This is a genomic window from Chryseobacterium sp. BGARF1 (genome assembly GCF_001677955.1).
Classification (GTDB): domain Bacteria; phylum Bacteroidota; class Bacteroidia; order Flavobacteriales; family Weeksellaceae; genus Chryseobacterium.
Genome location: NZ_LELA01000025.1, coordinates 1 through 21,714, shown reverse-complemented (window position 1 = coordinate 21,714; position 21,714 = coordinate 1). Strand labels below are relative to the sequence as shown.

Here is a 21,714-nt window from a genome sequence, read left to right as displayed (position 1 = left end):
CAAATGTTAAATGTTTTTTAAAATTTGTTTTACCAATTCTTCTATAGTAATTTCCGGAGTTTGTTTCAAAATACGATCTGCAATTTTCTCGCTTGTTCTCTTAGGAATTCCTAAAACTTCTAATGCAGATAACGATTCTTCCTTCACTTTATTATTCTCAAACGAAGAAATGTTTGCTTCTGAAGTCGCAAATTTTTGAACTTTATCTTTCAAATCAACAATAATTCTTTCGGCAGTTTTTGTACCAATTCCTTTGGCTTTTTGTATTACTGCTCCGTTTCCGGATAGTATTGCCGTTGCAATCTCTTCAAGGCTTAAAGTTGATAATAAAATAAGTGCAGAAACAGCACCTACTCCATTTACACTTATTAAGAGATTAAACATTTCTTTTTCCAAACGGGTATGAAACCCAAAAAGCAAATGTGCATCTTCTCGGATAATTTGCTGAATGAATAAAAAAGTCTCTTTATTTAAAGTTAGTTTTTGAGAAGTCATGAGGCTGATTCCGACGTAATATCCTACACCATTTACGTTAATTACAGCGTAAGTTGGGGTAAGCTCCTGAACGATGCCTTGTAAAGAAAATATCATTATTAATTTTTATAACTTCCAAATATAGTAATTTAAACTAAGTAATGTTTTCATTTCAAAGAAGAATGATTTTTAACTTAATTTTAAATAGCCAGTACAATAAAAACAGCTTTTACACAAATAAACTCCAAAATAAGATTTCTTCATCTTTATCAATTAAAGTTATTCTGGTTTCGTATTCTATATTCTCTTTTTTAATTATTAAATTTTTCGCATTAAAATATTTAAAATTTTTCGAAAAAGTTATTTTTGGGGATCCACCTATCATTTTTGGGGATTTTTCTTATTCTCAAATCGATTGTTTTTAGAGATAAAAAAAGCTTAAGAACAAAATTTAATATAAAAATTTGTCAATCCTTCCGCTCTATCATCTCATTCCGAGACTGCCTCAGAAGAGCACAAAAATAAGGTCAATCGGTTTCACACCTAAAAAACATCGTGTTTGATTTGTTATGAAGCATTTAAATGACAAAAGTCACGTTGATTTTTCAAGGGATAATAATTTATATTTACCTCGTTATTTTTAATTGTTCTAAATAAATAAAATGAAAAGAAAGTACACGTATTCAATTTTCTTGCTTACAGCTTTAGCCATAAATACTAATGCTCAGGCTACAGAAGACAGCATTACGACAAAAAATATTAGCGAAGTGATTATGGTATCTTCCCGTTCTCCTAAACAAATCAGTGATATTCCCGGAACGGTATGGATAATCAGTGATAAAGAACTGCAAACCCAAATTCGAGGAGGTGCAGGTTTGAAAGAAGTTTTAGGAAATATGATTCCCGGATTCGATTTCGGAAACCAGGGACGTACCAACTACGCACAAAATATGCGTGGAAGAAATGTTTTGGTAATGATCAACGGAATTTCCCTGAACAGTACAAGAGCCACAAGCAGACAATTTGATGCGATCGATCCATTCAATATAGACAGAATTGAAGTTCTTTCCGGAGCATCTTCTATTTACGGAGGAGATTCTACAGGAGGAATTATCAACATTATTACAAAAAAACCAACATCTAACAAACTGGCTTTTGAAACTTCAGTAGGTTTAAAATCAGGTTTTCACAAAGATGATTTAGATAAAAGGATTGCTCAGTCTGTAGAAGGCGGAACCGATAAAGTGAAATTCAGATTGGGAGCAGCTTTTACACAAAACGAAGGTGCTTTTGATGCCAACGGCGACCAAATAATCACCGATGTAAAACAGGCAGACTTTCAATATAATAGATCTATTGATTTATTGGGAGGAATTAGCGCAAAACTGGCTCCAAATCAAGATTTGAATGTAGATTTGCAATATTACAATTCAAAAGTAAGAAATAAAAAATGGCTTTCTTTCGGACAGAATTTTGTCGGATTCACGACAAAAAATCCTGATTTGATCAATGTCTTAGACGGAGCCGATTCGGATCTTGTTCCAAGAACGGAACGTTTTATGGCCAATCTTAATTACAATGTGAGAAATATTTGGGGTGGGCAAAATCTAATTTTACAAGCTTACGGAAGACGCGAAGAAGTAGATTTCGGAGCATCGTTTGCTGAAGTTCCAAAACCACCGGCTGGAGTTGTACTTCCGGTTTTTCTTTCCTCAGCAAGAGGAAACACAAATGCTTACGGAGCAAAATTAGTATTAAACAAAAAATGGAATTCTTTTAATTTCACGTACGGCGTTGATGTGGATTTCGAAAACTTTACAGGCGATCAGGCAATTTTTAATCCACAAAAAAGTGCACAATCAGGAGGTTTGGTGAATCAGACCGATGCTTTTGTAGGAAGATATCCAGACACCAAAACATCTGCTCTTTCAGGTTTTATTCAGGCAGATTGGAATATTACAGAAAAATTAACTTTTTCAGGAGGTATTCGCCAACAATTGATTAATGTAAAACTGGATGATTTTGCTGGATTCAAAGAGCAGGTTTATATGCATTTCGGATACGGAAACTCTGCAGATGCTGTGAAAGGAGGTAAAAATAATTATGATGTCACTTTATTGAACGCCAGTTTACTGTATAAATTTAATCCTTCTTGGCAAACCTGGTTAAATTTCTCTCAGGGATTTGCCGTTCCTGATGCAGCAAAATCTTATGGTTTCGGAAAATATCAATTGAGCAACAACCGTTGGAACTTGCTCAACAGTATGAATATCGCCGAGCAACCTTTAAGCGGAATTAAAACTGATCAGATGGAGCTTGGTTTCAGACACAGCCGAACTTCCGAAGAAGGACTTTCTGCTCAAGGATCGGTTTTCTACGCACTTTCCAACAAAACTTTGAAGATCGACAATGCAGCTTTCACCATTTCTTTGCTTGATCAAAAATTACGAAACTATGGTTTTGAAGGTGCAGTAAGCTATAGATTTGCTCAAGGTTTAGAATTGGGAGGAAACGTTTTAGTGATGCAGTCTGAAACAGAAACGGTTGATAAAGGCTGGCAAAACCAATCGGTTTATACTACAAACCCATCAAAATTTATGGTTTTTACGGGATGGAATGCAAAAAGTTTTTCATTAAGACTACAAATGCAGAATTCTATGAATTACACCGATCTATCAGATATGAAAATCAATGGATATACCTTATTTGATTTAGTTGGAGATGTGAAATTAAACAAAGGAGTCATCAATTTTGGGGTACAAAACATTTTCAACAAACAGTACACTACCATTTGGGGACAGCGTTCCGTATTTTTCTACGGAGCGCCACAAAAAGCCTTTGCTTATCAGGGACGAGGAACTACATTTTCTGTAGGCTACACGATAAATTACTAAAATAAGAGGTTGAGGCTAAGATTTAGTTTGAAAAATAATTTTGAACGATCGATCTTAGCCTAAGCCTTAATTGAATCCTCATTAAAAAAGTAAAAAGAAACACCAACTCAAAATTTTTATGAACACAGTTATTACCGAACAATTGGTTTCGGAAAAGGAAAGTCTTTTCCCAAATCTGGAGAACTTATTTTGTGATATCAACATTCACGAATACCAAAATGTAATGCAAAAAGCACAGGAAAGTGTGATTGCATTTCTCGAAGAAAACAATCAGCCTTTCAGTGGAGTTTCTCCGAAAGAATTGAAAAAACAATTTGAAAACATTGATCTCAACAGTTATCCACAAAGTTATGAAGAGGTTTTTGAAGAGGTCAGAACGCTTTATACACAACATGCCATTGCTTTTCATCATCCAAAATATGTTGCCCACCTCAATTGTCCGGTTGTTATTCCGGCAGTTGCTGCGGAAATGCTGATCAGTTCTATCAACTCTTCTCTTGATACCTGGGATCAAAGTGCAGGTGGAACTTTAATGGAACAAAAATTAATCGAATGGACCTGCAACGAAATTGGTTACGGAAAAAACTCAGATGGAATTTTTACAAGTGGCGGTTCTCAAAGTAACTTGATGGGAATGCTTTTAGCGAGAGATCATTATTCGATCAAACATTTTAATCACAACATCAAAAAAGACGGATTAACTAAAAACGCTCATCGTTTCAGGATCTTTGTTTCGGAAGCAGCTCATTTCAGCATTCAGAAAAGTGCTTCGATTTTAGGATTGGGCGAACAGGCAGTTATTAAAATTAAAACCGACCGATCTTTCAAAATGAACAGTATCTTGTTAGAAGATGCCATTCAAAAGGAAATCGAAAACGGAAATATTCCTATTGCAGTTGTAGCAACAGCCGGAACTACCGATTTTGGAAATATTGATCCATTGGTGAATATTTCCGCCATTGCCAAAAAATACGGAATGTGGTTTCACGTAGATGCAGCTTACGGTTGCGGATTGCTTTTAACAGAAAAATATCGCCATTTAATTAATGGAATTGAAAATGCAGATTCTGTAACCGTTGATTATCACAAATCTTTTTTCCAGCCTGTAAGCAGCAGCGGATTTTTGGTGAAAGACAGAAACTATTTCACATTAATTACGCATTATGCCGATTATTTGAATCCAAAAGATCATGACGAAAATGAAATTCCGAATCAGGTTAATAAATCAATTCAGACAACCAGAAGGTTCGATGCGTTGAAACTTTGGTTTACTTTAAGAATTATCGGTAAAAAAGGTCTTGGAAATTATATTGAAAGAATTATTTCAACTGCAAAAGAAGCCGCAATTCTTCTTGAAAATGATCCGCATTTTGAGCTTCTGAACCGTTCTGATATTTCGGCTTTAGTTTTCCGCTATTCGGCAAATCCTTTTAAAACTTTTGACCTGAGCAGAATCAATACGTACATCAAATCACAACTCTATAAAAACGGAGATGCTCTCGTTGCAGGAACAAAAGTCAACGGACAGTTTTACTTAAAATTTACAATTCTCAATCCTTTAACAACGGTTGAAGACATCAAATCAATCTTAATCACAATAAAAAAATACGGAAATGAATACATTGAAGTTAACTAATCAACAATACGCAGAAAAAATCAATTACACGGCTCTCATCAATTGCTACATGAGAGAATTTACCAACTGGAGCCGTTATTTGGGAATCCCTAAATATGATATTGCTATTGCCCAAAACATAAGAAAAATGCCAACAAATCTTCACATCAGAATCGATTTTTCTTCGATAGGATGTGACGTTTATATTCCTGTTACCTATTTTTCTGAGACAGGAAGACATCTTTTTGATTTTCCGGTTTTGAGAAGAGTTTTAGAAACAGATGAAGTTTCAGAAGTGGACATTTACGGTTTTATGACGCTTATCGCAGAATATTCTAGAGGAATTCATTCCGATATCTATGCTTCTACAGTTTTGAAAAGGTTGAATAACAGTATTGAAAATTTGACGACTTATTTAGATTATTTGATTGAAAATAATAAGTCCGTGAATGATTTGGAAATGTCTTTCATCGAGGCTGAACAGTCATTGCTTTTAGGACATATTTTACATCCTGTTCCAAAATCGAAGCAAGGTTTTAATCAGGAAGATCTATTGAAATATTCTCCGGAAACTTCAGGACAGTTTCAATTGTTCTATTTTTTGATCAACCCTGAAAATGTAATTGAAAAAAATGCAGACGGCAAGTTTGTAACTAAAGAATTAGGTGAAAAAATATATCCGCTTTTAAATTCAGAACATAAAAAATTATGGGATGAATTTCCGGATTATCAAATTGTTCCGATGCATCCTTGGGAAGCTGAATATTTGCTGGTTCAGGAAGATGTTCAGATCATGCAGGAACAGGGAGTTTTGTTTGCTTTAGGTCATTATGGAGAATTTTTCACCCCTACTTCATCGGTAAGAACAGTTTACAGCGAGAACAGTAAATGGATGTATAAATTTTCTCTTCACGTAAAAATTACTAACTCTGAAAGAATTAACCTTTACCCTGAACTTCATCGTGGTCACGACATTAGTCAGTTATTAAAAACCGATTGGGGAAAAAACCTACAGAAAGATTATCCTGAAATCAATTTTATGGTTGACCCGGCTTTTATTGCTGTGAAATTTAATGACAAAATAATTAACGGATTTAATATCAGCATCAGAAGAAATCCTTTTCAGAGCGAAGATAAAACTAAAAATGTAACGCTTTTGGCAGCTCTTTGTCAGGACGGAATTTTTGGTCAGCCTTCGAGATTGCAAAATATTATTGTCAACACCGCCAGAAATCTTGATCTATCTGTAGAACAGGTCGCTTTAGATTGGTTTAAACAATATCTTCACATCTGCGTAAGACCGATTGTTGGAATTTTGAATAAATATGGTCTAGCATGTGAATTCCACCAGCAAAACGTAATGATAGAGCTTGACAAGAAAGGATTTCCAGCAAAAATTTATTTCAGAGACAATCAGGGATTTTTCTTCAGAGAAGGCAAAAAAGAATTGGTTTCGAATGCACTTCCCGGAATTGCCGATGAAAGCCAGTCGATTATTGATGAAGAATCTTTAGCTCCAAAATACACGTATTACTTGGTGACCAATAATATTTTAGGAGTGGTGAATGCTTTAGGCTGTAACCAATTAGCTGATGAAAGAAAATTAATCAATCTGGTTTACAAATCATTTAAAGAACTTGAAAATGAAGACGAAACAGGATTGGTAGATTATATCATCAACAAAAGAAGTTGGTACACGAAAGGAAATTTAATTACAAGTTTACAAAACATCAACGAAGCAGACGAAAATTTAGAATATCCTGCTGTTTTTCTTGATACACCAAATCCATTAAATAAATATTTTTTCTCAAATAAATTAATTAAACCTGAAACCAAGGAAATCGTTTATTCAAGATATTTTGAAGAAGACAATGTAAACATCAGCATTCGTCCTTTCAACATTGAAAATGATTTTGAAATGATTCACGAATGGTTCAATAGGGAACATGCAAAACCTTTCTGGAAAATGGATGGCCCCAAAAGAGACCTTGAACTTTGGTTCAGAACGATTCTTCCAAGTGACGAGCAACACAGTTTTATTGGTTATGTAAACGATATTCCACAATTCAGCTTTGAGCCTTATTGGCCAATGAGAGATGTTGTGGGAGCTTATTATGATGCACTTCCAACCGATTATGGAACGCACTTTTTCGTTGCGGAAACTCAGAAAGATAAAAAGTTTTCTTTCCAATCATTTCAGGTTGCTTTAGATTATATTTTCATGCTTCCTGAAGTTGGAAAATGTATCGGTGAAGCTTCTGTTGATGCGGTTCCGACGGATAGAATTATTACAAAATTAGGGTATACTCGTGAAGGTGTGATTGAAATGCCTCATAAAACCGCTTATCTTACTTTTTGTACACGCGAAGGATATTGGAAAAAATGCCCGGAAAGCAGACTGGAAGCGAAAAGTATTTAATAATAATTCTTTAACAAACTAATAAGAGGCTTCGACTACGCTCAGCATGAAAAAGTATCATAACATTTAGTATTGGCGATGTCATCCTGAGCGAAGTCGAAGGATTTTTAACAGAAAATAAATTTCAAAAAACAAAACATTGGAAAACAACAAAATATACGACATCATCGGGATCGGAATTGGTCCTTTTAATCTTGGATTGGCTGCACTTTTAGAACCTGTGAAATCTGTCGATTCACTTTTTTTGGATCAGGCAGAAGGTTTTGACTGGCATCCAGGTTTAATGCTTGACAACGCTACTTTACAGGTTCCCTTTATGGCGGATTTGGTGACGATGGCAGATCCGAAAAGCAAATACAGCTTTCTGAATTTTCTAAAGGAAACTGACCGTTTGTACAAATTCTTCATCCGAGAGGATTTCTTTATTTTAAGAAAAGAATACAATCTGTATTGTCAATGGGCAGCCAATCAATTGGAAAATTGTCTTTTCGGAAAAAAGGTTGAAAACATTACGTTTGACGAAACTCAGAAAATTTACATCATCGAAGTTTTAGATCTAAAAAACAATGATGTTAAAAAATATTATACTAAAAAACTGTCTTTAGGAACAGGAACTCAGCCCAAGTTACCTGAATTTATGAAAGATAAAAACTATCCGAATGTCATTCATACTTCAGAATATTTGAATCACAAAGAAGAAATTTTAAATTCAAGATCGGTTTCTATTATCGGTTCCGGACAAAGTGCTGCTGAAATTTTTCAGGATCTTCTTCCGGAAACAGATGAAGATTTATCGATGAGCTGGTTTACAAGACCCGACCGTTTTTTCCCGATGGAATATTCGAAACTGACATTGGAATTGACTTCACCGGAATATGTTGACCATTTTTATCAGATGCCATCCAGTCAGCGTAAAAATATTTTAGCGAAACAACATCCGCTTTACAAAGGAATTAATTTTGACCTCATCAACGATATTTTTGATACGATGTACGAAATGAGTGTTGGAAATGTTCCTTTACATGTAGAATTAAAACCAAGTTGCCAACTGGATTTTATTTCTCCTGAAGGAAATTCTTATGTTCTTAATTTCACCCATGTTCAGGATGAGGCCACTTTCACCCATACTTCAGATTATGTGATCTTGGCAACAGGATATACCTATAACGAGCCGAAATTTTTGAAAGGAATTGAAAATCAAATTCAAAGAAACGAAGACGGTTTGTTTGATGTAAGTCGATATTACACCATCGATAATGAAGAAAATATTTTTGTGCAAAATGCAGAACTTCACACGCACGGTTTCGTCACTCCGGACTTGGGAATGTGTGCTTACAGAAATGCAATTATCATTAATTCTATCGCTGGAAAAGAAATTTATAAAGTAGAAAAACGCATTGCCTTTCAGCAATTCAATACCTCAAAAGAATGGATCGCAAAACATTCATCTTAAAAGGTGACTTAAAAAAGGTCATGTGGGAAACTTCATGGCCTGCCGTTGTGGCGATTGTTTTGTATGGAATCAATAATTTTCTGGACGCCATTTTCGTTGGTTATTTAATTAATACGAAAGCTCTTGCTGCGGTAGGAATGGCTTTTCCGTTGTCGCAAATTGTTTTAGGATTTGGAAGATTGGTAGGAATTGGAGCTGGTGCTGCGGTAAGTATTTGGATTGGCGAAAACAGACAGGATAAATTATACAAACTCTTCGGAAGTTTCAACTTTCTATGTATATTTTTCTCATTAATTTGTACAGTTCCCGCTTATATTTTTGCTCATGAACTGATGACAATGATGGGTGCAAAAGGAGAATTACAAGCTATTGCAGTTGAATATTTCCGTGTTACTTTGATCGGAACCATTTTTTGGATTTACGGTTTAGCATTAAATATGCTAATTCGCGCAGAAGGAAAAATGAAAACCGCTGCAGTGATGATTGCAATCGGATTGGTCATCGATATTATTTTAAAACCAATTTTTATTTCGACTTTAGAAATGGGAGTTTCCGGCGCAGCGTGGGCAACCAATTGTGGAATGCTGATTTATTCTTTACTCGGATTTTATTATTACGCTAAAGCAAAAAGTTCTTTCAAAACAAATTGGAAATCGATTTCTTATCACCCTGAAATTGGAAAAAGAATTTTAAAATTAGGACTTCCGGAAATGATTTTATCCGTAATGGGAGTTGTGCAGAGTATTATTATTTTTAATGCAATCGCTTCTTACGGAACAGAAGACGACATCTCTTTTTTTACTGTTTTGAATCGTTTTTTTCTGTTTTTATTAACTCCTTTATTTGGATTGATGCGAGGTTTACAGCCTGTTGTCGGAATTAATTTTGGAGCCGGACAGTTTGAAAGAGCAAGACAATTTTTAAAAACTTATATTTTAGCAGGAGTTGCCATACTTTCGCCTTTCTTTTTAATTGCTTTACTATTTCCGAAACAATTGATTGGATTAATGCTTCCGGGATATACGGTAAACACAAGTCAGATTCAGGATTTTAGATTATTTTTCTCTGTACTTCCTTTATTACCGATTACTGTTTTGGCACTCTCCTATTATCCTGCAGTGAACGATAGTAAAAAAGCGAGTTTCCTTGTTTTTTTGCGGCAACTGATTCTTTATATTCCATTAATGCTCATTCTTCCCTATTATTTTGGAGTGAAAAGTATTTATTGGGGAAGTGCTTTAATAGAAGTGATTGTGGGAGTGACTACTTTTATTATATTAAGGAAGGGTATTGCTAAACCGAAGATGCAACTTACATAAAAGCAAAAGAGGCTATCTCACTTTTGAGACAGCCTCTTTATATTACTGCTTAGTAAATATTAAACTTTTAGTATGTGGCAAATAAACCTTTGTATCTGTACCCGATGGGCAGGTTGCTTCGTCTAAAATTGTATTATTAGGATAATAATCCCAAGAAATCTGTGTAGCATTGAGTTTTTTAAGGTTTATCTGTCCCCAGCCAACGCCACAATTGGTACCGCTATAACTTAAAGCAACTTTTCCTAATTCCGGCATTGTTCCCATGCTTGTAATCTTAAAATAGGACTGATGATTTATATTTTGAGTATCTTGAATTGTTGTTCCTGATGAATTCTTTACAATATATTTTATTACTAAAACATCTTGATAAAATTGTTTATCAGGATATTTAATTAATTTATCCTCTTCTTTTGTAATAAATAAGGTAATTTCATTCCCTTTATAATTTGCTTTGTAAACTCCTACATAAGGTATCAATTCATTATCCTGATCTTTTAAATAGGCATTGTTAGGAGTGTTTTCTACCCATGTATTCAAGGGCAATATTTGCGCTTTACAAGAAAGCAGATTTACGATTAATCCTAATATTATCATTATTTTAAAAAATATCATTTTCATATTCTTAATTTTAAATTTTATGGACATGGCGTAGCAGATGTAGTGCCATTGCTATTTTGTGTTATATTTTGTATTGTTCCGTTATTTTCTATCCTCTGTAAATTTACTTTTCCTTCAATTCCCATACTTTTTAATGTATCAAAAAGTAATTTTTCCAATCCATCACTATTCAAGGGACCATATTGATAATTTGCATAGTTAATATTTGTAGATAATTGGTATTTGCGTTTTTCATATTTTATCATCAAATCTTCCCTATCCAAGTTTTGAGAAGTAAATCCTCCAAGCTCCTGCAAAGTTCCAGAAAATCTTATGATATAATTATGATATTTATAGCCACCGGGGCAGGTATTACATTCTTCAGAACCTACCATACCCAAGAAACCATTGCTTATATTTCCGTTAGGCTGTGCTAAAGCATAGTGAAGCATTTTTATAATATCAGGAGGTGAAAACATTTTTATCCCTACAGGGGTATGGTTATGATATCCTCCCTGTTTCCCTGTAGTACTCCCCAAGTCTACACTATGTTTCCCTCCGATAATAATACCACTTGTTGTGCCATCAAGGTTTACATTAAAACCGTTTTCTCTACTATTATCTCCTTTTACTTTAGACTGCTCTTTAAGATTTTCTACTTTCTCCATCACAGAAGGATCTTCCAGTAAAGTTCTTGTCATCTCACAAGGGTCACCAATAAAATCATTCCCGTTTCCATTTCCTCCCTGACAATTAGTTATCACCCTATAAAAAGTAGTATTTAATGCACAAGGGTCTTTCGGTTTTGGGGGATTATTGGGATTAGGTACGCACCACCACCTCCTCCGCAGCAGATCCACAACTTGGGTTTGATGGGTGATCATCTACCCACTCTACAGTGTTTGCACATGATTTCCATACCTTGCACTTACCTCCATGCTGGCAATCATTGTAATCACAAGTCGATAATGTGCAGTTGTTTGCACAACTATGCACCGTTGCGCACAAAAATCCATACATAAATTTTCCACTCATCATACTTTCTTTCGTCACCTCAAGAATATTCAACCTATTATATCGGTAACACCCTCATAGAGGTCGAGCGGAAGATTAGTAAATGTTTGTTGCCCAAAACACAGAAAGTCCATCTGTAAAAATGTATCCATCAGAAACTTCCTTTTATTGGCCGGATATTCGACATTGTAGACAAACTTTTCCAAATAATCATTGGTAAAGTTTCTGAGTACAGACACTTCATTATTTTCATCCAAATTAATCAATAATAAAGAGCTAAGAGAAGTGTTATCTGAAGACAGAGGCACATACAAGACTGTCTTTTCTGCAACATCCAAAACCTGCATCTTCTCCCATATAGGCATTCCTTTCTGGTCAGGCATCGTAGAGAGAAAATCTTTTTCCCGATTATATGCTTCAAGAATCGCAATGTAATCTACACCAGATTTAGCATTAAGGCCACCACTGGCTTTAGAATGCTTAAAAAAATCGGCAGGGTTTCTTTGAGAATTAGCATCCTGGCTGGCAAAATCTTCGTTGTGGCAGGAGTAAAGTGCCAGTACGACACTCATTATCAGGCAGAGCCTGACCAATAGATCTTTTTTCATAAATTAAATGTGATTTTTAAGGAGTTAAATATATGTTTTTTATTAACTCTACAAATATGTGATAAATATTATGAGAAAAAAGCATTAAATATTACGGTTTACCGTATTATTTAATTGAAAAACTTCTATAAAATTGCAGTAGAAATATCCCTTTGCAAAAAGTTTAATTTTAATGATACAGGCATACAATAAAATTAAGACGTTTTAATTGAAAATATTAGACGTCTAACTTAAACAAATTACACGTCTCATTTTCTTATCTAAGACGTCTGAGTTTGAAAGGTTGGTATTTTACTTTGTAGATATTTTTCTACAAACATGATTTTCAATGATATTTTTGTTTAGATTCGTTCAACAAATGAACACATGTTTAACACTAAAATTGAAAAAAAAATGCCGATCACATTCAACGTTATTCAGAAAAGAAATCCCCAAGACCCAGATGCACCACAGAAATTCTATGCAGATATCGTAGGCAACGGAGAGACTACACTTGCAGATCTCGCCAAATATGCATCTACAGTCTCCACCGTATCTAAAGCCGATATTCTTGCTGTATTAGAAAGTACATTTTCTAAAATCGCAGATGATGTTGCCGATGGAAAAATTGTCTATGTAGGAGAATATTTTACCTTACAGGCTGGAGGTTCCAGTGAAGGAAAAGAGACCGCAGAGGAAGTAAATGCTTCGAGCATTGAAAGTGTAAAGACCATTTTCCGACCGGGAAAAATGATTAAAGATGCGCTGAAGCTTGCTACTTTTCAAAAGAAAGGATAACATGAAAATGAAAAGCGGCAGAATTATTTAATTCTACCACTTTTTTATAAAGTTTATCATACTGTAGGAATCTGAATATTTTTAAAAATTATATCGAAATTCCTGCGGAATGACAAAGATTCTTTTAAAATTCATCACAAAAAAACTCCAAAATAATTTGGAGTTTTTTTATTTATAAAATTGGTGGATTTATTTTTTGCTTTCTCTTCTCTGCGCATCCAAAACTGCAACTGTTGCCAAGTTTACAATTTCATCAACACTTGAACGCATCTGTAAAACGTGAACCGGTTGTTTCAGTCCCATCAAGATTGGTCCGATTACTTGTGCAACTTTCATTCCTCTGATAATTTTGTAAGATAAATTTGCAGATTCAAGATTCGGGAAAATGAATGTGTTTGCCGGAGTTGTTCCTAATTTTGAGAACGGATAATCACTTAAATGATCCGCATTCATTGCAAAATCAGGCTGAATTTCTCCATCCACGATCATTTTCGGGAATTTCTCATGAAGAATATTTACTGCTTTCGCCACTTTTTTGGAAGTATCAGAAATTGCTGCAAAGTTTTCAAAACCTAACATGGCAATTCTCGGCTCAATAGCAAATGACTTCACGGTATGCTCTGCCATTTTAGCGATATTTACCAGATCTTCAGCGGTAGGATTTTGGTTGATCGAAGTATCTGCGAAGAAAATAGGTTTCTTTTCAGATAAGATCATCATCATTGCTGCTACTTTGTCAACCCCTTTATCTTTTTCGATCACTTCTAAAACAGGTCTTAGTGTAGAAACATAATTTTTAGAAAAACCAATGATCAACCCGTCTGTGTCTCCATGTTTTAGCATCAAAGGACCAAAATAATCTCGCTGGCGAACGTGTCTTTTTGCTTTGTACTCGTTCATCCCTTTTCTCTGACGAAGCTTCCAAAGCGTTTCTCTGTATTTTTTTCTGTTTTCTTTCTGATCGTCGTCGCTCGGATCGATAATTGGAACATCAATGTTGATCCCGAAACGTTCCATTTGCTCTTTCACATATTTTTTGTCTCCTAAAAGAATAGGATGAGCAATTCCTTCTTCATATAAGATTTGAGCCGCTTTCAGAACATTATATTCTTCAGCATTTCCTAAAGTGATTCTTTTCGGATTAGCTTTTGCACGGTTTTGCATCATTCTTACCAATTTCTCATCTCTTCCCATTCTATCAAGAAGCTGAGTTTCATATTCTTCGAAATCGGTGATGGTTTTTCTTGCAACACCACTATCGATAGCAGCTTTTGCAACTGCGCTTGATACTTTGGTAATTAATCTGTTATCGAATGGTTTTGGAATAAAATATTCTCTTCCAAACTGTAAGTTCTTAACGTTATAAGCCAAAATTACTGCTTCTGGAACCGGTTCTTTAGCCAGATCAGCAATCGCATGAACGGCAGCCAATTTCATTTCTTCATTAATTCCCTTTGCCTGAACATCTAATGCGCCACGGAAAATATATGGGAAACCAAGAACGTTGTTTACCTGATTAGGATAATCACTTCTTCCCGTCGCCATGATAACGTCTTTTCTTGTAGAAAGTGCCAAGTCGTAAGCGATTTCAGGATCCGGGTTGGCCAATGCAAAAACGATTGGATTCTCCGTCATGCTGCTCAACATTTCTGGGGTCATCACATTTCCTTTAGACAAACCAATGAAAACATCTGAACCTTTTACAGCATCTTCTAAAGTTTCAATATCCGTTTGAGTGATGAAATCTAATTTTTCAGGAGTAAGATTTTCTCTTTTATGATTAATAACCCCTTTGCTATCGCACATCAATACGTTTTCTCTTTTTAAACCAAGAGAAATATAAAGATTGGTACAAGCAATTGCCGCAGCTCCGGCTCCGTTTACCACCATTTTCACTTCTTCGATATTCTTATTGGCAATCTGAAGAGAGTTGATTAATGCCGCTGCAGAAATAATCGCTGTTCCGTGCTGATCATCGTGCATCAAAGGAATATCTAATTCTTCTTTTAATTTTTGCTCAATATAAAAAGCTTCCGGAGCTTTGATATCTTCAAGGTTGATCCCTCCAAAAGTTGGAGCAATCCCTTTTACGATCTGGATAAATTTATCAGGATCTTTTTCGTCGATTTCAATATCAAAAACGTTGATATCTGCAAAAATCTTAAACAAAAGACCTTTCCCTTCCATTACCGGTTTTGAAGCTTCAGCCCCAATGTCTCCCAAACCAAGAACTGCTGTTCCGTTTGAGATAACCGCCACCAAATTTCCTTTTCCAGTATAATCATAAACCGTTTCAGGATGATGATGAATTTCCATACATGGAACTGCAACTCCCGGAGAATAAGCCAAAGACAAATCTCTTTGCGATGAGTGTGGCTTTGAAGGAATTACCTCAATCTTTCCTTTGGGTTCTGCTTTATGATAATCTAACGCTGCCTGACTAAAGTTTTTTTCGTCGCGGTGAGTTTTACTTGACATATAATTTTCTGTTTTTTATTTAATATGTATCAAATTAGAAGTTATAAATGTTCTTTTGTCTTAAAACAAAAGAACCAAAAATTCAAGACTGGATTTCTCCGCTAAAATTTTAAAAACTTCCTAAAATTTCCAAACTCGGGCGGAAACAATATTTCAGATGCTGATTATATTTTCTGCCGCTACTCAAACAGTGGAAATTTCTTTACGGAATTTTTTAAAATTTCTTTACGCTGCGAACTCCTAAGTCGTTTAGAAAAGTTTGATTACTTAATTTGACATTTATTTATATATTATTTTTTTATTAAAACTTATTATTTACTATAAGATATATTTAATGTGGTAATCAACCAAGCTTTCGATCGGTTTCTGTACAATATGCCCCACATTTAAATTGAGTTCTGACGCTGCAGAACGTAAAATATTTTCGTAATAATAAGCAATAGAGCCGATAAAATTAATCTCGGCATCCTGAGATTCTTCATAGGGAAGAACCTGATAATCGAAAAAGTTTTTCATCTCTTCCAAAACCATGTCCTGGAAGTAAGGATGATCTTTTCTTTCGACCACAAATTTATTGAAATTGGCTAAGTAAGCATTAGGTCTGGTGGTATGATACATATTTTTCAATGCTTCATCAATCGTTAATCCATACATTTCTTTGAACTCAAGATGTAGGTCCTGAGGAAGTTTTTGCATAAAAAATCTGCGCACCAACTGTTTTCCGATGGCGCTTCCGCTTCCTTCGTCACCCATAAGATAACCTAATGAAGGAAGTTTTATCTTTAAATTTTCTCCGTCAAAATAACATGAGTTTGAACCCGTTCCTAAAATACAGACAATCGTTGGTTTTCCATTATAGGCTGCATAAGCTGCTGCATACAAATCTTCTTTTACAATAATCTCTGCATTGGTAAAAACTTTACCTACTTCTTCTTCTATCGTTTGGCAGTTTTTCTTCACACCACATCCTGAACCATAGAAAAAAATCTTGGTAATTGAATTTTTTACAGATAGTAAGCTATTGTTTTTTTCAATTTCGGGTACGATGAGCTCTTTGCTGATAAAATTGGGGTTGAAACCAATGGTTTCGGTCTTTAAGAAAACATTTTTGAAGTCATCCAAGATTACCCAGTCAGATTTAGTAGAACCACTATCAACAATAGCAACCATATTTCTAATTTTAAAGGGCTAAATTATGAATTTATCTTTAATTAGCCCTCAAAAACGGGTACAGATACTTTCATTTATGATTAAGTTCAGCTTTTGATTTCGTTTTTATTTTGATTAAACTGTATCAACCAGTCTTCTATCTCTTCTTCAAGATAAGTGGCTTGCATCACCATGGCGTTGATAAAATCGTCGGGTACAGGATCGCCGTTTGAATTTTCAAGATTCCAAAGGTCGTCTGACATATTTTCGTACTCTGAGTATACCCTTTTGAAACGGGTATTTTCTTTTTCTAAAACTTCAATATTTTTCTGTTGAAGCTGAAATTTTCTGTATTTGTTTTGAGATTTCATACAAATATTAGGGTTAATGTAGTTTGTAAAATTTGTGCAAATTCTTTTCATCGTGCTTTACAAGATAGAAAGACCATCAACAGAAAAAGTTGAAAATGAATTTTTTATCAGGTACTATTTCTTTCGTTCTGAAAATTAAATTTAGAAATTATTTTAACACGAAAAAAAAAATTAACAACTTTTTTCACTGTTTAACATATAGTTATAAATTTGCATATTATTAAAATAGATGAAAGCATTATTACTACGCCATAAACAGGTATTATTATTTATCATTGCGGGCGGACTCAGTGCGATTGTGGAAATCGGGAGTTTCAAAATATTCAGCACCTATCTTCCGCAAGCTATTTCTCAAGAACAAAATTTTCACGGAATTCATTATCCGCTAAGTAATATTTTCTCAACGAGCTGCGGAATTTTATTTAATTATTTTCTGAGCATCTGGTTTGTTTTTGAACGTGGAAAACATTCTAAACGAAAAGAGTTTGTCTACTTTATGGTGGTTTCTTTTATTTCAACCATTTTAAGTTTAAGTTTTTTCCAAATCTTTTACAGTTTTATATTTAAAGATAATATTGATTTAATTTTTTATACCTTGAGTCCGGAAATGACGAGTAAAATTGCTGCTATTTTATTGGTTTCTATTCTTAATTATTCTGTAAAGAAAAAAGTAATATTTAACGGTTGATTTGTGACTACAATTTTAAATTACCTCTGGAGATTCTGGCTGATTATATTGGCTTTTGTTCTGACTATTATTCTGGGATTACCGGTATACATCCTGTCTTTAAAGAAAAGCACATTCAAATATGCCCATGTTTTCATTAGAATTTGGTGTTACGGAATGTTCTTCGGAATGGGTTTAAGATATGAACTCATCAATCTTACCAATAAGAAGATTGATAAAAACACACAATACGTTATCATTTCAAATCACACTTCGATTATGGATATTATGCTTCCCTGCATTTTATTTCCAAATCATCAGCTTTGTTATGTTGGAAAAAAAGAATTGATGAAGATTCCGATTTTCGGGACCATTTATAAAAGAATATGTGTAATGGTTGACCGAAGCAGCGCAAGAAGCCGTGCCGATGTTTACCGAAGATGTGCCGAAAAAATGGAAGAAGGCAGCAGCATTGTTCTTTTTCCTGAAGGTGGCGTTCCAGATGATACTTCAATTGTGTTAGATGAATTTAAAGATGGTGCATTTACGCTTTCGTCTAAACACCACTCTCCTATTGCTGTTTTCACTTTTATCGGTTTGAAGGAGATGTTTCCATTCGATAATTCTAAAGGATATCCCGGAAAAGTAAAAGTATTTTTCAATGACATTTTGGAACCAACCTCTTCACCAAAAGACCTAAAATTGTCAGCTTTTGAGACAATAAAAAAAACTTTGGCAGAACATAGTTAATCAAAGAAATAATATATATTTGTTATTAAGAATTTATTTTTAACAAATATGTCAAAAACAACTACTCAACCAACAAATTACCCTGCATTGTATACACTTATCTTAGTGTTTTTCTTTTGGGGTTTTATTGCAGCGGGAAACAGCATTTTTATTCCGTTCTGTAAAAATTATTTTTCACTCGATCAGTTCCAGTCGCAGCTTATTGATTTTGCATTCTACACTGCATACTTTTTGGGAGCATTATTGCTTTTCATATTTAGTACAATCAAAGGCATAGACATCATTGGAAAATGGGGCTACAAAAAAAGTATTGTTTATGGTCTTCTCCTTTCCGCAATCGGGGCAGCCATTATGATACTTGCCGTGAAAGCAAATGTTTATTACGGAATGCTGATCGGATTATTCGTTGTAGCACTGGGTTTTTCTATCCAGCAGACTGCCGCAAATCCTTTTGCCGTTTTGTTGGGAGATCCTAAAACCGGAACCAGTCGTCAGAATCTTGCAGGCGGAGTCAACTCTTTTGGAACATCAATCGGTCCTATCATCGTGGGTTTAGCTCTTTTCGGAACTACCGCAACTGTGGATGATGATCAGATTAAACATTTAGCTTTAGACAAAGTAATTTTACTATATACCGCTGTTGGAGCATTGTTTTTAATTGCCGCAGGAATTTTTCATTTTTCTAAAAAATTACCCGCCGGAATTTCTACAGAACCAATGGAAAAAGCAGGAAAAGCAAGAAAAAATCTGATTGCAATGACTGTTTTGGTCATCCTTTGTTTCATCCCTGTATTTGCAAGTTATAATTCTGATGCAGCCATAAAAATTGAGGATTTAAATAAAGAAATAACCACGTTAGATACTAACAAAAAATCTGAAACCAATGCTGCTACGATAGCCAATATTCAACAAAATATTGACGCTAAAAAAGCGGAATTACAGGAAGTAAAACACCCTTTAGAAAAAACAAGAATGTACTATTTAGGAGGTGCTTTGTTAGCCGTAGTTCTATGTCTTGTTTATGCAAATTCTAGCTCTAAGAAAAATCCTGAAGGATGGGGAGCTATGAAATATCCGCAGCTTGTTTTGGGAATGCTTGCCATTCTTGCTTATGTGGGAGTAGAAGTTGCCATCGGAAGTAATTTAGGTGAACTTTTAAGCCTGCCTGAATTCGGAGGACATCAGTCTTCAGATTTAGCGCCTTATATTTCGATGTATTGGGGAAGTTTAATGATTGGAAGATGGACCGGTGCAATTACCGTTTTTAACCTTAATAAACAGCAGCAGATGATAGCCACTATTGTAGTTCCATTTATTGCTTTCTTAGTAATTATTGGAATTAATGTTATTGCACAGAAAGACATGTCTAATCTGTATTATTACGCGATCTGCATTGTTATTCAGGTGATTTTATTCCTTGTGAGTAAAAATAAACCGGCTTTAACGCTTATTATTTTTGGGCTTTTTGGTGTTATTGCAATGATTGTAGGTTTAATGACCACCGGAAATTTTGCTATTTACGCATTTTTATCAGGAGGTCTTGCATGCAGCATAATGTGGCCATCAATTTTTACTTTGGCTATTACAGGATTAGGAAAATATACCGCTCAAGGTTCTGCATTCTTGGTAATGATGATTTTGGGAGGTGGAATTATCCCTCCATTACAAGGAAAGCTTTCTGATATTATCGGAATCCACAGTTCTTATATTATCCCGGTACTTTGCTTTGCTTATATTACCCTATTTGCTTATCTTGCAAAGAAGACCTTAAGCAAACAGGGAATTGATGTTGACGTTTTAGAATCTGAAGGTGCACATTAATACTACAAAAACATATAAAAAAAAGAGATTTTGGGCGGGTATTTTACTTGCCCAATTTCTTTTGTTCTATACTTTTTCAAAACTAAAATTTGCAGTTTTATTTTTTGAAAAGTTATTTGAATTTCAGAAAAAAATCCATCAGTTATTATTCACCGGGATCCCTTTTTCTTTTGGAGATCTACTGTATATTTTATTAGGGATTTTATTGATTTATTTAATCGTCAAACTCTTTAAAAAGAAGACGAGAAGCAATGCTCTATTTAAAATATTGATTGTTCTGAATATTGTTTATTTCATCTATCAGATATTTTGGGGAATGCTTTATTTTCAGACACCCATCATTGCAAAACTTCCAAAAACTGAAGTTACACTGGAAGCAAGAAAAGCATTAGCTTTAGAATATCTTGGAAAATCGAAAGCAACAAGAAAGCTTGTGAAAGAAGATAAGAACGGAGTTTTTGTCATAAAAGATTTAAATGCAATTCAGCAAGAAATTTTAAATCAACAAAAAATACTTCCTACTTTTTTAAGTCAAAAAAAGAGCAGCGATATCAACTCTTTTAAGTCCAGTTTATTTGGAAAAACAATGAGTTTTACAGGGATTTTAGGATATTATAATCCTTTTACTGCAGAAGCTCAATTCAACGCCGAATTACCCTCTTCTTACCTTCCATTTACACTTTCTCATGAAAGCGCTCACCAATTAGGATTTGCAAGAGAGCAAGAAGCTAATTTTATTGGATATCTGATTGGTATACATTCAAAAAACCCGGAACTCAGATATAGTACAGAGTATTTTACATTAAAGAGTTTATTAAATTCTATCATTAATGAAGATGAAAATTTTGTGAAAACAACTTTAGAAAACTATTCCGAAGAAATGAAACGCGACCGCTTGAATGAAAAGAGATTTGTAACAGAACATCAAGGTTTTCTTAATGAGTTCTTTGGGTTTACCAATAATCTTTTTCTTAAAAGCAACCAACAGGAAGGTTCGATTACCTATTCTTATTTTATTGAACTTTTAGTACGCTACAAAAGTATGAACGGATAAAAAAAGAACCGTATCAGGCGATACGATTCTAAAAACACAAATGATGAAAAAAAATTTATTACCTTGACTTGTTCCCTCATTCAAGGCACTGTAAAAGTACGATTTTTTTTTAAAATTCAAAATACAACCCCTCTTTTTATTGAATTTTTATGAAAAATTTATGATTTGAAACTTTTTAAATATTTATTTCTCCCGTGATTATGATTTACTGATATATCGTGCACAATCGATTACAAAAGTATTTTGATAAAAAA

17 protein-coding genes are annotated in these 21,714 nt (G+C 34.4%); 10 read left to right on the top strand and 7 right to left on the bottom strand.

Going from position 1 to position 21,714, the window contains the following annotated elements; all coding sequences use genetic code 11:
- Nucleotides 1-6: 6 nt before the first annotated feature.
- Nucleotides 7-591 carry a Holliday junction branch migration protein RuvA gene (gene ruvA, locus AB671_RS04435; protein ID WP_066680001.1) on the bottom strand — a complete coding sequence of 195 codons (585 nt, stop codon included), beginning with the start codon at nucleotides 589-591 and terminating at the stop codon, nucleotides 7-9.
- Between the two features lie 545 nt (nucleotides 592-1,136).
- On the opposite strand from ruvA, the gene AB671_RS04425 reads away from it, so the two are divergent.
- The 5 genes from AB671_RS04425 (at nucleotide 1,137) to AB671_RS04405 (ending at nucleotide 10,174) form a co-directional block, all read left to right on the top strand.
- The gene (locus tag AB671_RS04425) at nucleotides 1,137-3,368 is read left to right on the top strand and encodes a TonB-dependent receptor (RefSeq protein WP_066680003.1); all 2,232 of its coding nucleotides are present in this window, start codon (nucleotides 1,137-1,139) and stop codon (nucleotides 3,366-3,368) included.
- Between the two features lie 118 nt (nucleotides 3,369-3,486).
- Nucleotides 3,487-5,004: a pyridoxal phosphate-dependent decarboxylase family protein gene (locus tag AB671_RS04420; protein WP_066680004.1), complete on the top strand. Its 1,518-nt coding sequence runs from the start codon at nucleotides 3,487-3,489 to the stop codon at nucleotides 5,002-5,004.
- A complete protein-coding gene (locus AB671_RS04415; RefSeq protein ID WP_066680005.1) occupies nucleotides 4,982-7,402 on the top strand; it encodes a GNAT family N-acetyltransferase in 2,421 nt (806 codons plus the stop codon). The genes AB671_RS04420 and AB671_RS04415 overlap by 23 nt, the downstream gene beginning before the upstream one ends.
- A 139-nt stretch (nucleotides 7,403-7,541) precedes the next feature.
- Nucleotides 7,542-8,855, top strand: coding sequence for a lysine N(6)-hydroxylase/L-ornithine N(5)-oxygenase family protein (locus AB671_RS04410; protein ID WP_066680006.1), 1,314 nt, complete (start codon nucleotides 7,542-7,544; stop codon nucleotides 8,853-8,855).
- On the top strand, nucleotides 8,831-10,174 hold the full coding sequence (locus tag AB671_RS04405; protein WP_066680007.1) for an MATE family efflux transporter: 1,344 nt from the start codon (nucleotides 8,831-8,833) through the stop codon (nucleotides 10,172-10,174). Before AB671_RS04410 ends, AB671_RS04405 begins: the two co-directional genes overlap by 25 nt.
- 42 nt (nucleotides 10,175-10,216) lie before the next feature.
- On the opposite strand, the gene AB671_RS04400 is transcribed toward AB671_RS04405, so the two are convergent.
- The 3 genes from AB671_RS04400 to AB671_RS04390 all read right to left on the bottom strand — a co-directional run bounded on the left by AB671_RS04400 (nucleotide 10,217) and on the right by AB671_RS04390 (nucleotide 12,357).
- A complete protein-coding gene (locus tag AB671_RS04400; RefSeq protein ID WP_066680008.1) occupies nucleotides 10,217-10,768 on the bottom strand; it encodes a hypothetical protein in 552 nt (183 codons plus the stop codon).
- A 41-nt stretch (nucleotides 10,769-10,809) separates the two neighbouring features.
- The gene (locus AB671_RS04395; protein WP_157444117.1) at nucleotides 10,810-11,655 is read right to left on the bottom strand and encodes a hypothetical protein; all 846 of its coding nucleotides are present in this window, start codon (nucleotides 11,653-11,655) and stop codon (nucleotides 10,810-10,812) included.
- 180 nt (nucleotides 11,656-11,835) lie between these two features.
- Entirely contained in the window at nucleotides 11,836-12,357 is a 522-nt protein-coding gene (locus AB671_RS04390; protein WP_066680011.1) for a hypothetical protein, read from the bottom strand.
- A gap of 429 nt (nucleotides 12,358-12,786) precedes the next feature.
- Here AB671_RS04390 and AB671_RS04385 point away from each other — a divergent pair, with 429 nt between their 5' ends.
- Nucleotides 12,787-13,170, top strand: coding sequence for a DNA-binding protein (locus AB671_RS04385; protein ID WP_066680035.1), 384 nt, complete (start codon nucleotides 12,787-12,789; stop codon nucleotides 13,168-13,170).
- Between the two features lie 189 nt (nucleotides 13,171-13,359).
- On the opposite strand, the gene AB671_RS04380 is transcribed toward AB671_RS04385, so the two are convergent.
- The 3 genes from AB671_RS04380 to AB671_RS04370 form a co-directional block, all read right to left on the bottom strand.
- A complete protein-coding gene (locus tag AB671_RS04380; RefSeq protein ID WP_066680013.1) occupies nucleotides 13,360-15,648 on the bottom strand; it encodes an NADP-dependent malic enzyme in 2,289 nt (762 codons plus the stop codon).
- Nucleotides 15,649-15,966: 318 nt separating this feature from the next.
- Entirely contained in the window at nucleotides 15,967-16,818 is an 852-nt protein-coding gene (locus AB671_RS04375) for an ATPase (protein ID WP_066680018.1), read from the bottom strand.
- An 86-nt stretch (nucleotides 16,819-16,904) separates the two neighbouring features.
- A complete protein-coding gene (locus AB671_RS04370; protein ID WP_066680021.1) occupies nucleotides 16,905-17,168 on the bottom strand; it encodes a hypothetical protein in 264 nt (87 codons plus the stop codon).
- Nucleotides 17,169-17,397: 229 nt separating this feature from the next.
- On the opposite strand from AB671_RS04370, the gene AB671_RS04365 reads away from it, so the two are divergent.
- From AB671_RS04365 to AB671_RS04350, 4 genes are all read left to right on the top strand, one after another.
- Nucleotides 17,398-17,856: a GtrA family protein gene (locus AB671_RS04365; protein ID WP_066680023.1), complete on the top strand. Its 459-nt coding sequence runs from the start codon at nucleotides 17,398-17,400 to the stop codon at nucleotides 17,854-17,856.
- A gap of 3 nt (nucleotides 17,857-17,859) precedes the next feature.
- Entirely contained in the window at nucleotides 17,860-18,585 is a 726-nt protein-coding gene (locus tag AB671_RS04360) for a lysophospholipid acyltransferase family protein (RefSeq protein ID WP_082987230.1), read from the top strand.
- A gap of 48 nt (nucleotides 18,586-18,633) precedes the next feature.
- On the top strand, nucleotides 18,634-20,406 hold the full coding sequence (locus AB671_RS04355) for an MFS transporter (RefSeq protein ID WP_066680028.1): 1,773 nt from the start codon (nucleotides 18,634-18,636) through the stop codon (nucleotides 20,404-20,406).
- A gap of 61 nt (nucleotides 20,407-20,467) precedes the next feature.
- Complete coding sequence (locus tag AB671_RS04350; RefSeq protein WP_228390974.1) at nucleotides 20,468-21,460, top strand: DUF3810 domain-containing protein; 993 nt, start codon at nucleotides 20,468-20,470, stop codon at nucleotides 21,458-21,460.
- Nucleotides 21,461-21,714 lie beyond the last annotated feature (254 nt).

Bases quoted from the DNA above. Each gene is read 5' to 3' on its own strand.
- ruvA (WP_066680001.1), bottom strand. From the start codon at position 591: ATGATATTTTCTTTACAAGGCATCGTTCAGGAGCTTACCCCAACTTAC.
- AB671_RS04425 (WP_066680003.1), top strand. From the start codon at position 1,137: ATGAAAAGAAAGTACACGTATTCAATTTTCTTGCTTACAGCTTTAGCC.
- AB671_RS04420 (WP_066680004.1), top strand. From the start codon at position 3,487: ATGAACACAGTTATTACCGAACAATTGGTTTCGGAAAAGGAAAGTCTT.
- AB671_RS04415 (WP_066680005.1), top strand. From the start codon at position 4,982: ATGAATACATTGAAGTTAACTAATCAACAATACGCAGAAAAAATCAAT.
- AB671_RS04405 (WP_066680007.1), top strand. From the start codon at position 8,831: ATGGATCGCAAAACATTCATCTTAAAAGGTGACTTAAAAAAGGTCATG.
- AB671_RS04400 (WP_066680008.1), bottom strand. From the start codon at position 10,768: ATGATAATATTAGGATTAATCGTAAATCTGCTTTCTTGTAAAGCGCAA.
- AB671_RS04395 (WP_157444117.1), bottom strand. From the start codon at position 11,655: ATGATCACCCATCAAACCCAAGTTGTGGATCTGCTGCGGAGGAGGTGG.
- AB671_RS04390 (WP_066680011.1), bottom strand. From the start codon at position 12,357: ATGAGTGTCGTACTGGCACTTTACTCCTGCCACAACGAAGATTTTGCC.
- AB671_RS04385 (WP_066680035.1), top strand. From the start codon at position 12,787: ATGCCGATCACATTCAACGTTATTCAGAAAAGAAATCCCCAAGACCCA.
- AB671_RS04380 (WP_066680013.1), bottom strand. From the start codon at position 15,648: ATGTCAAGTAAAACTCACCGCGACGAAAAAAACTTTAGTCAGGCAGCG.
- AB671_RS04375 (WP_066680018.1), bottom strand. From the start codon at position 16,818: ATGGTTGCTATTGTTGATAGTGGTTCTACTAAATCTGACTGGGTAATC.
- AB671_RS04370 (WP_066680021.1), bottom strand. From the start codon at position 17,168: ATGAAATCTCAAAACAAATACAGAAAATTTCAGCTTCAACAGAAAAAT.
- AB671_RS04365 (WP_066680023.1), top strand. From the start codon at position 17,398: ATGAAAGCATTATTACTACGCCATAAACAGGTATTATTATTTATCATT.
- AB671_RS04355 (WP_066680028.1), top strand. From the start codon at position 18,634: ATGTCAAAAACAACTACTCAACCAACAAATTACCCTGCATTGTATACA.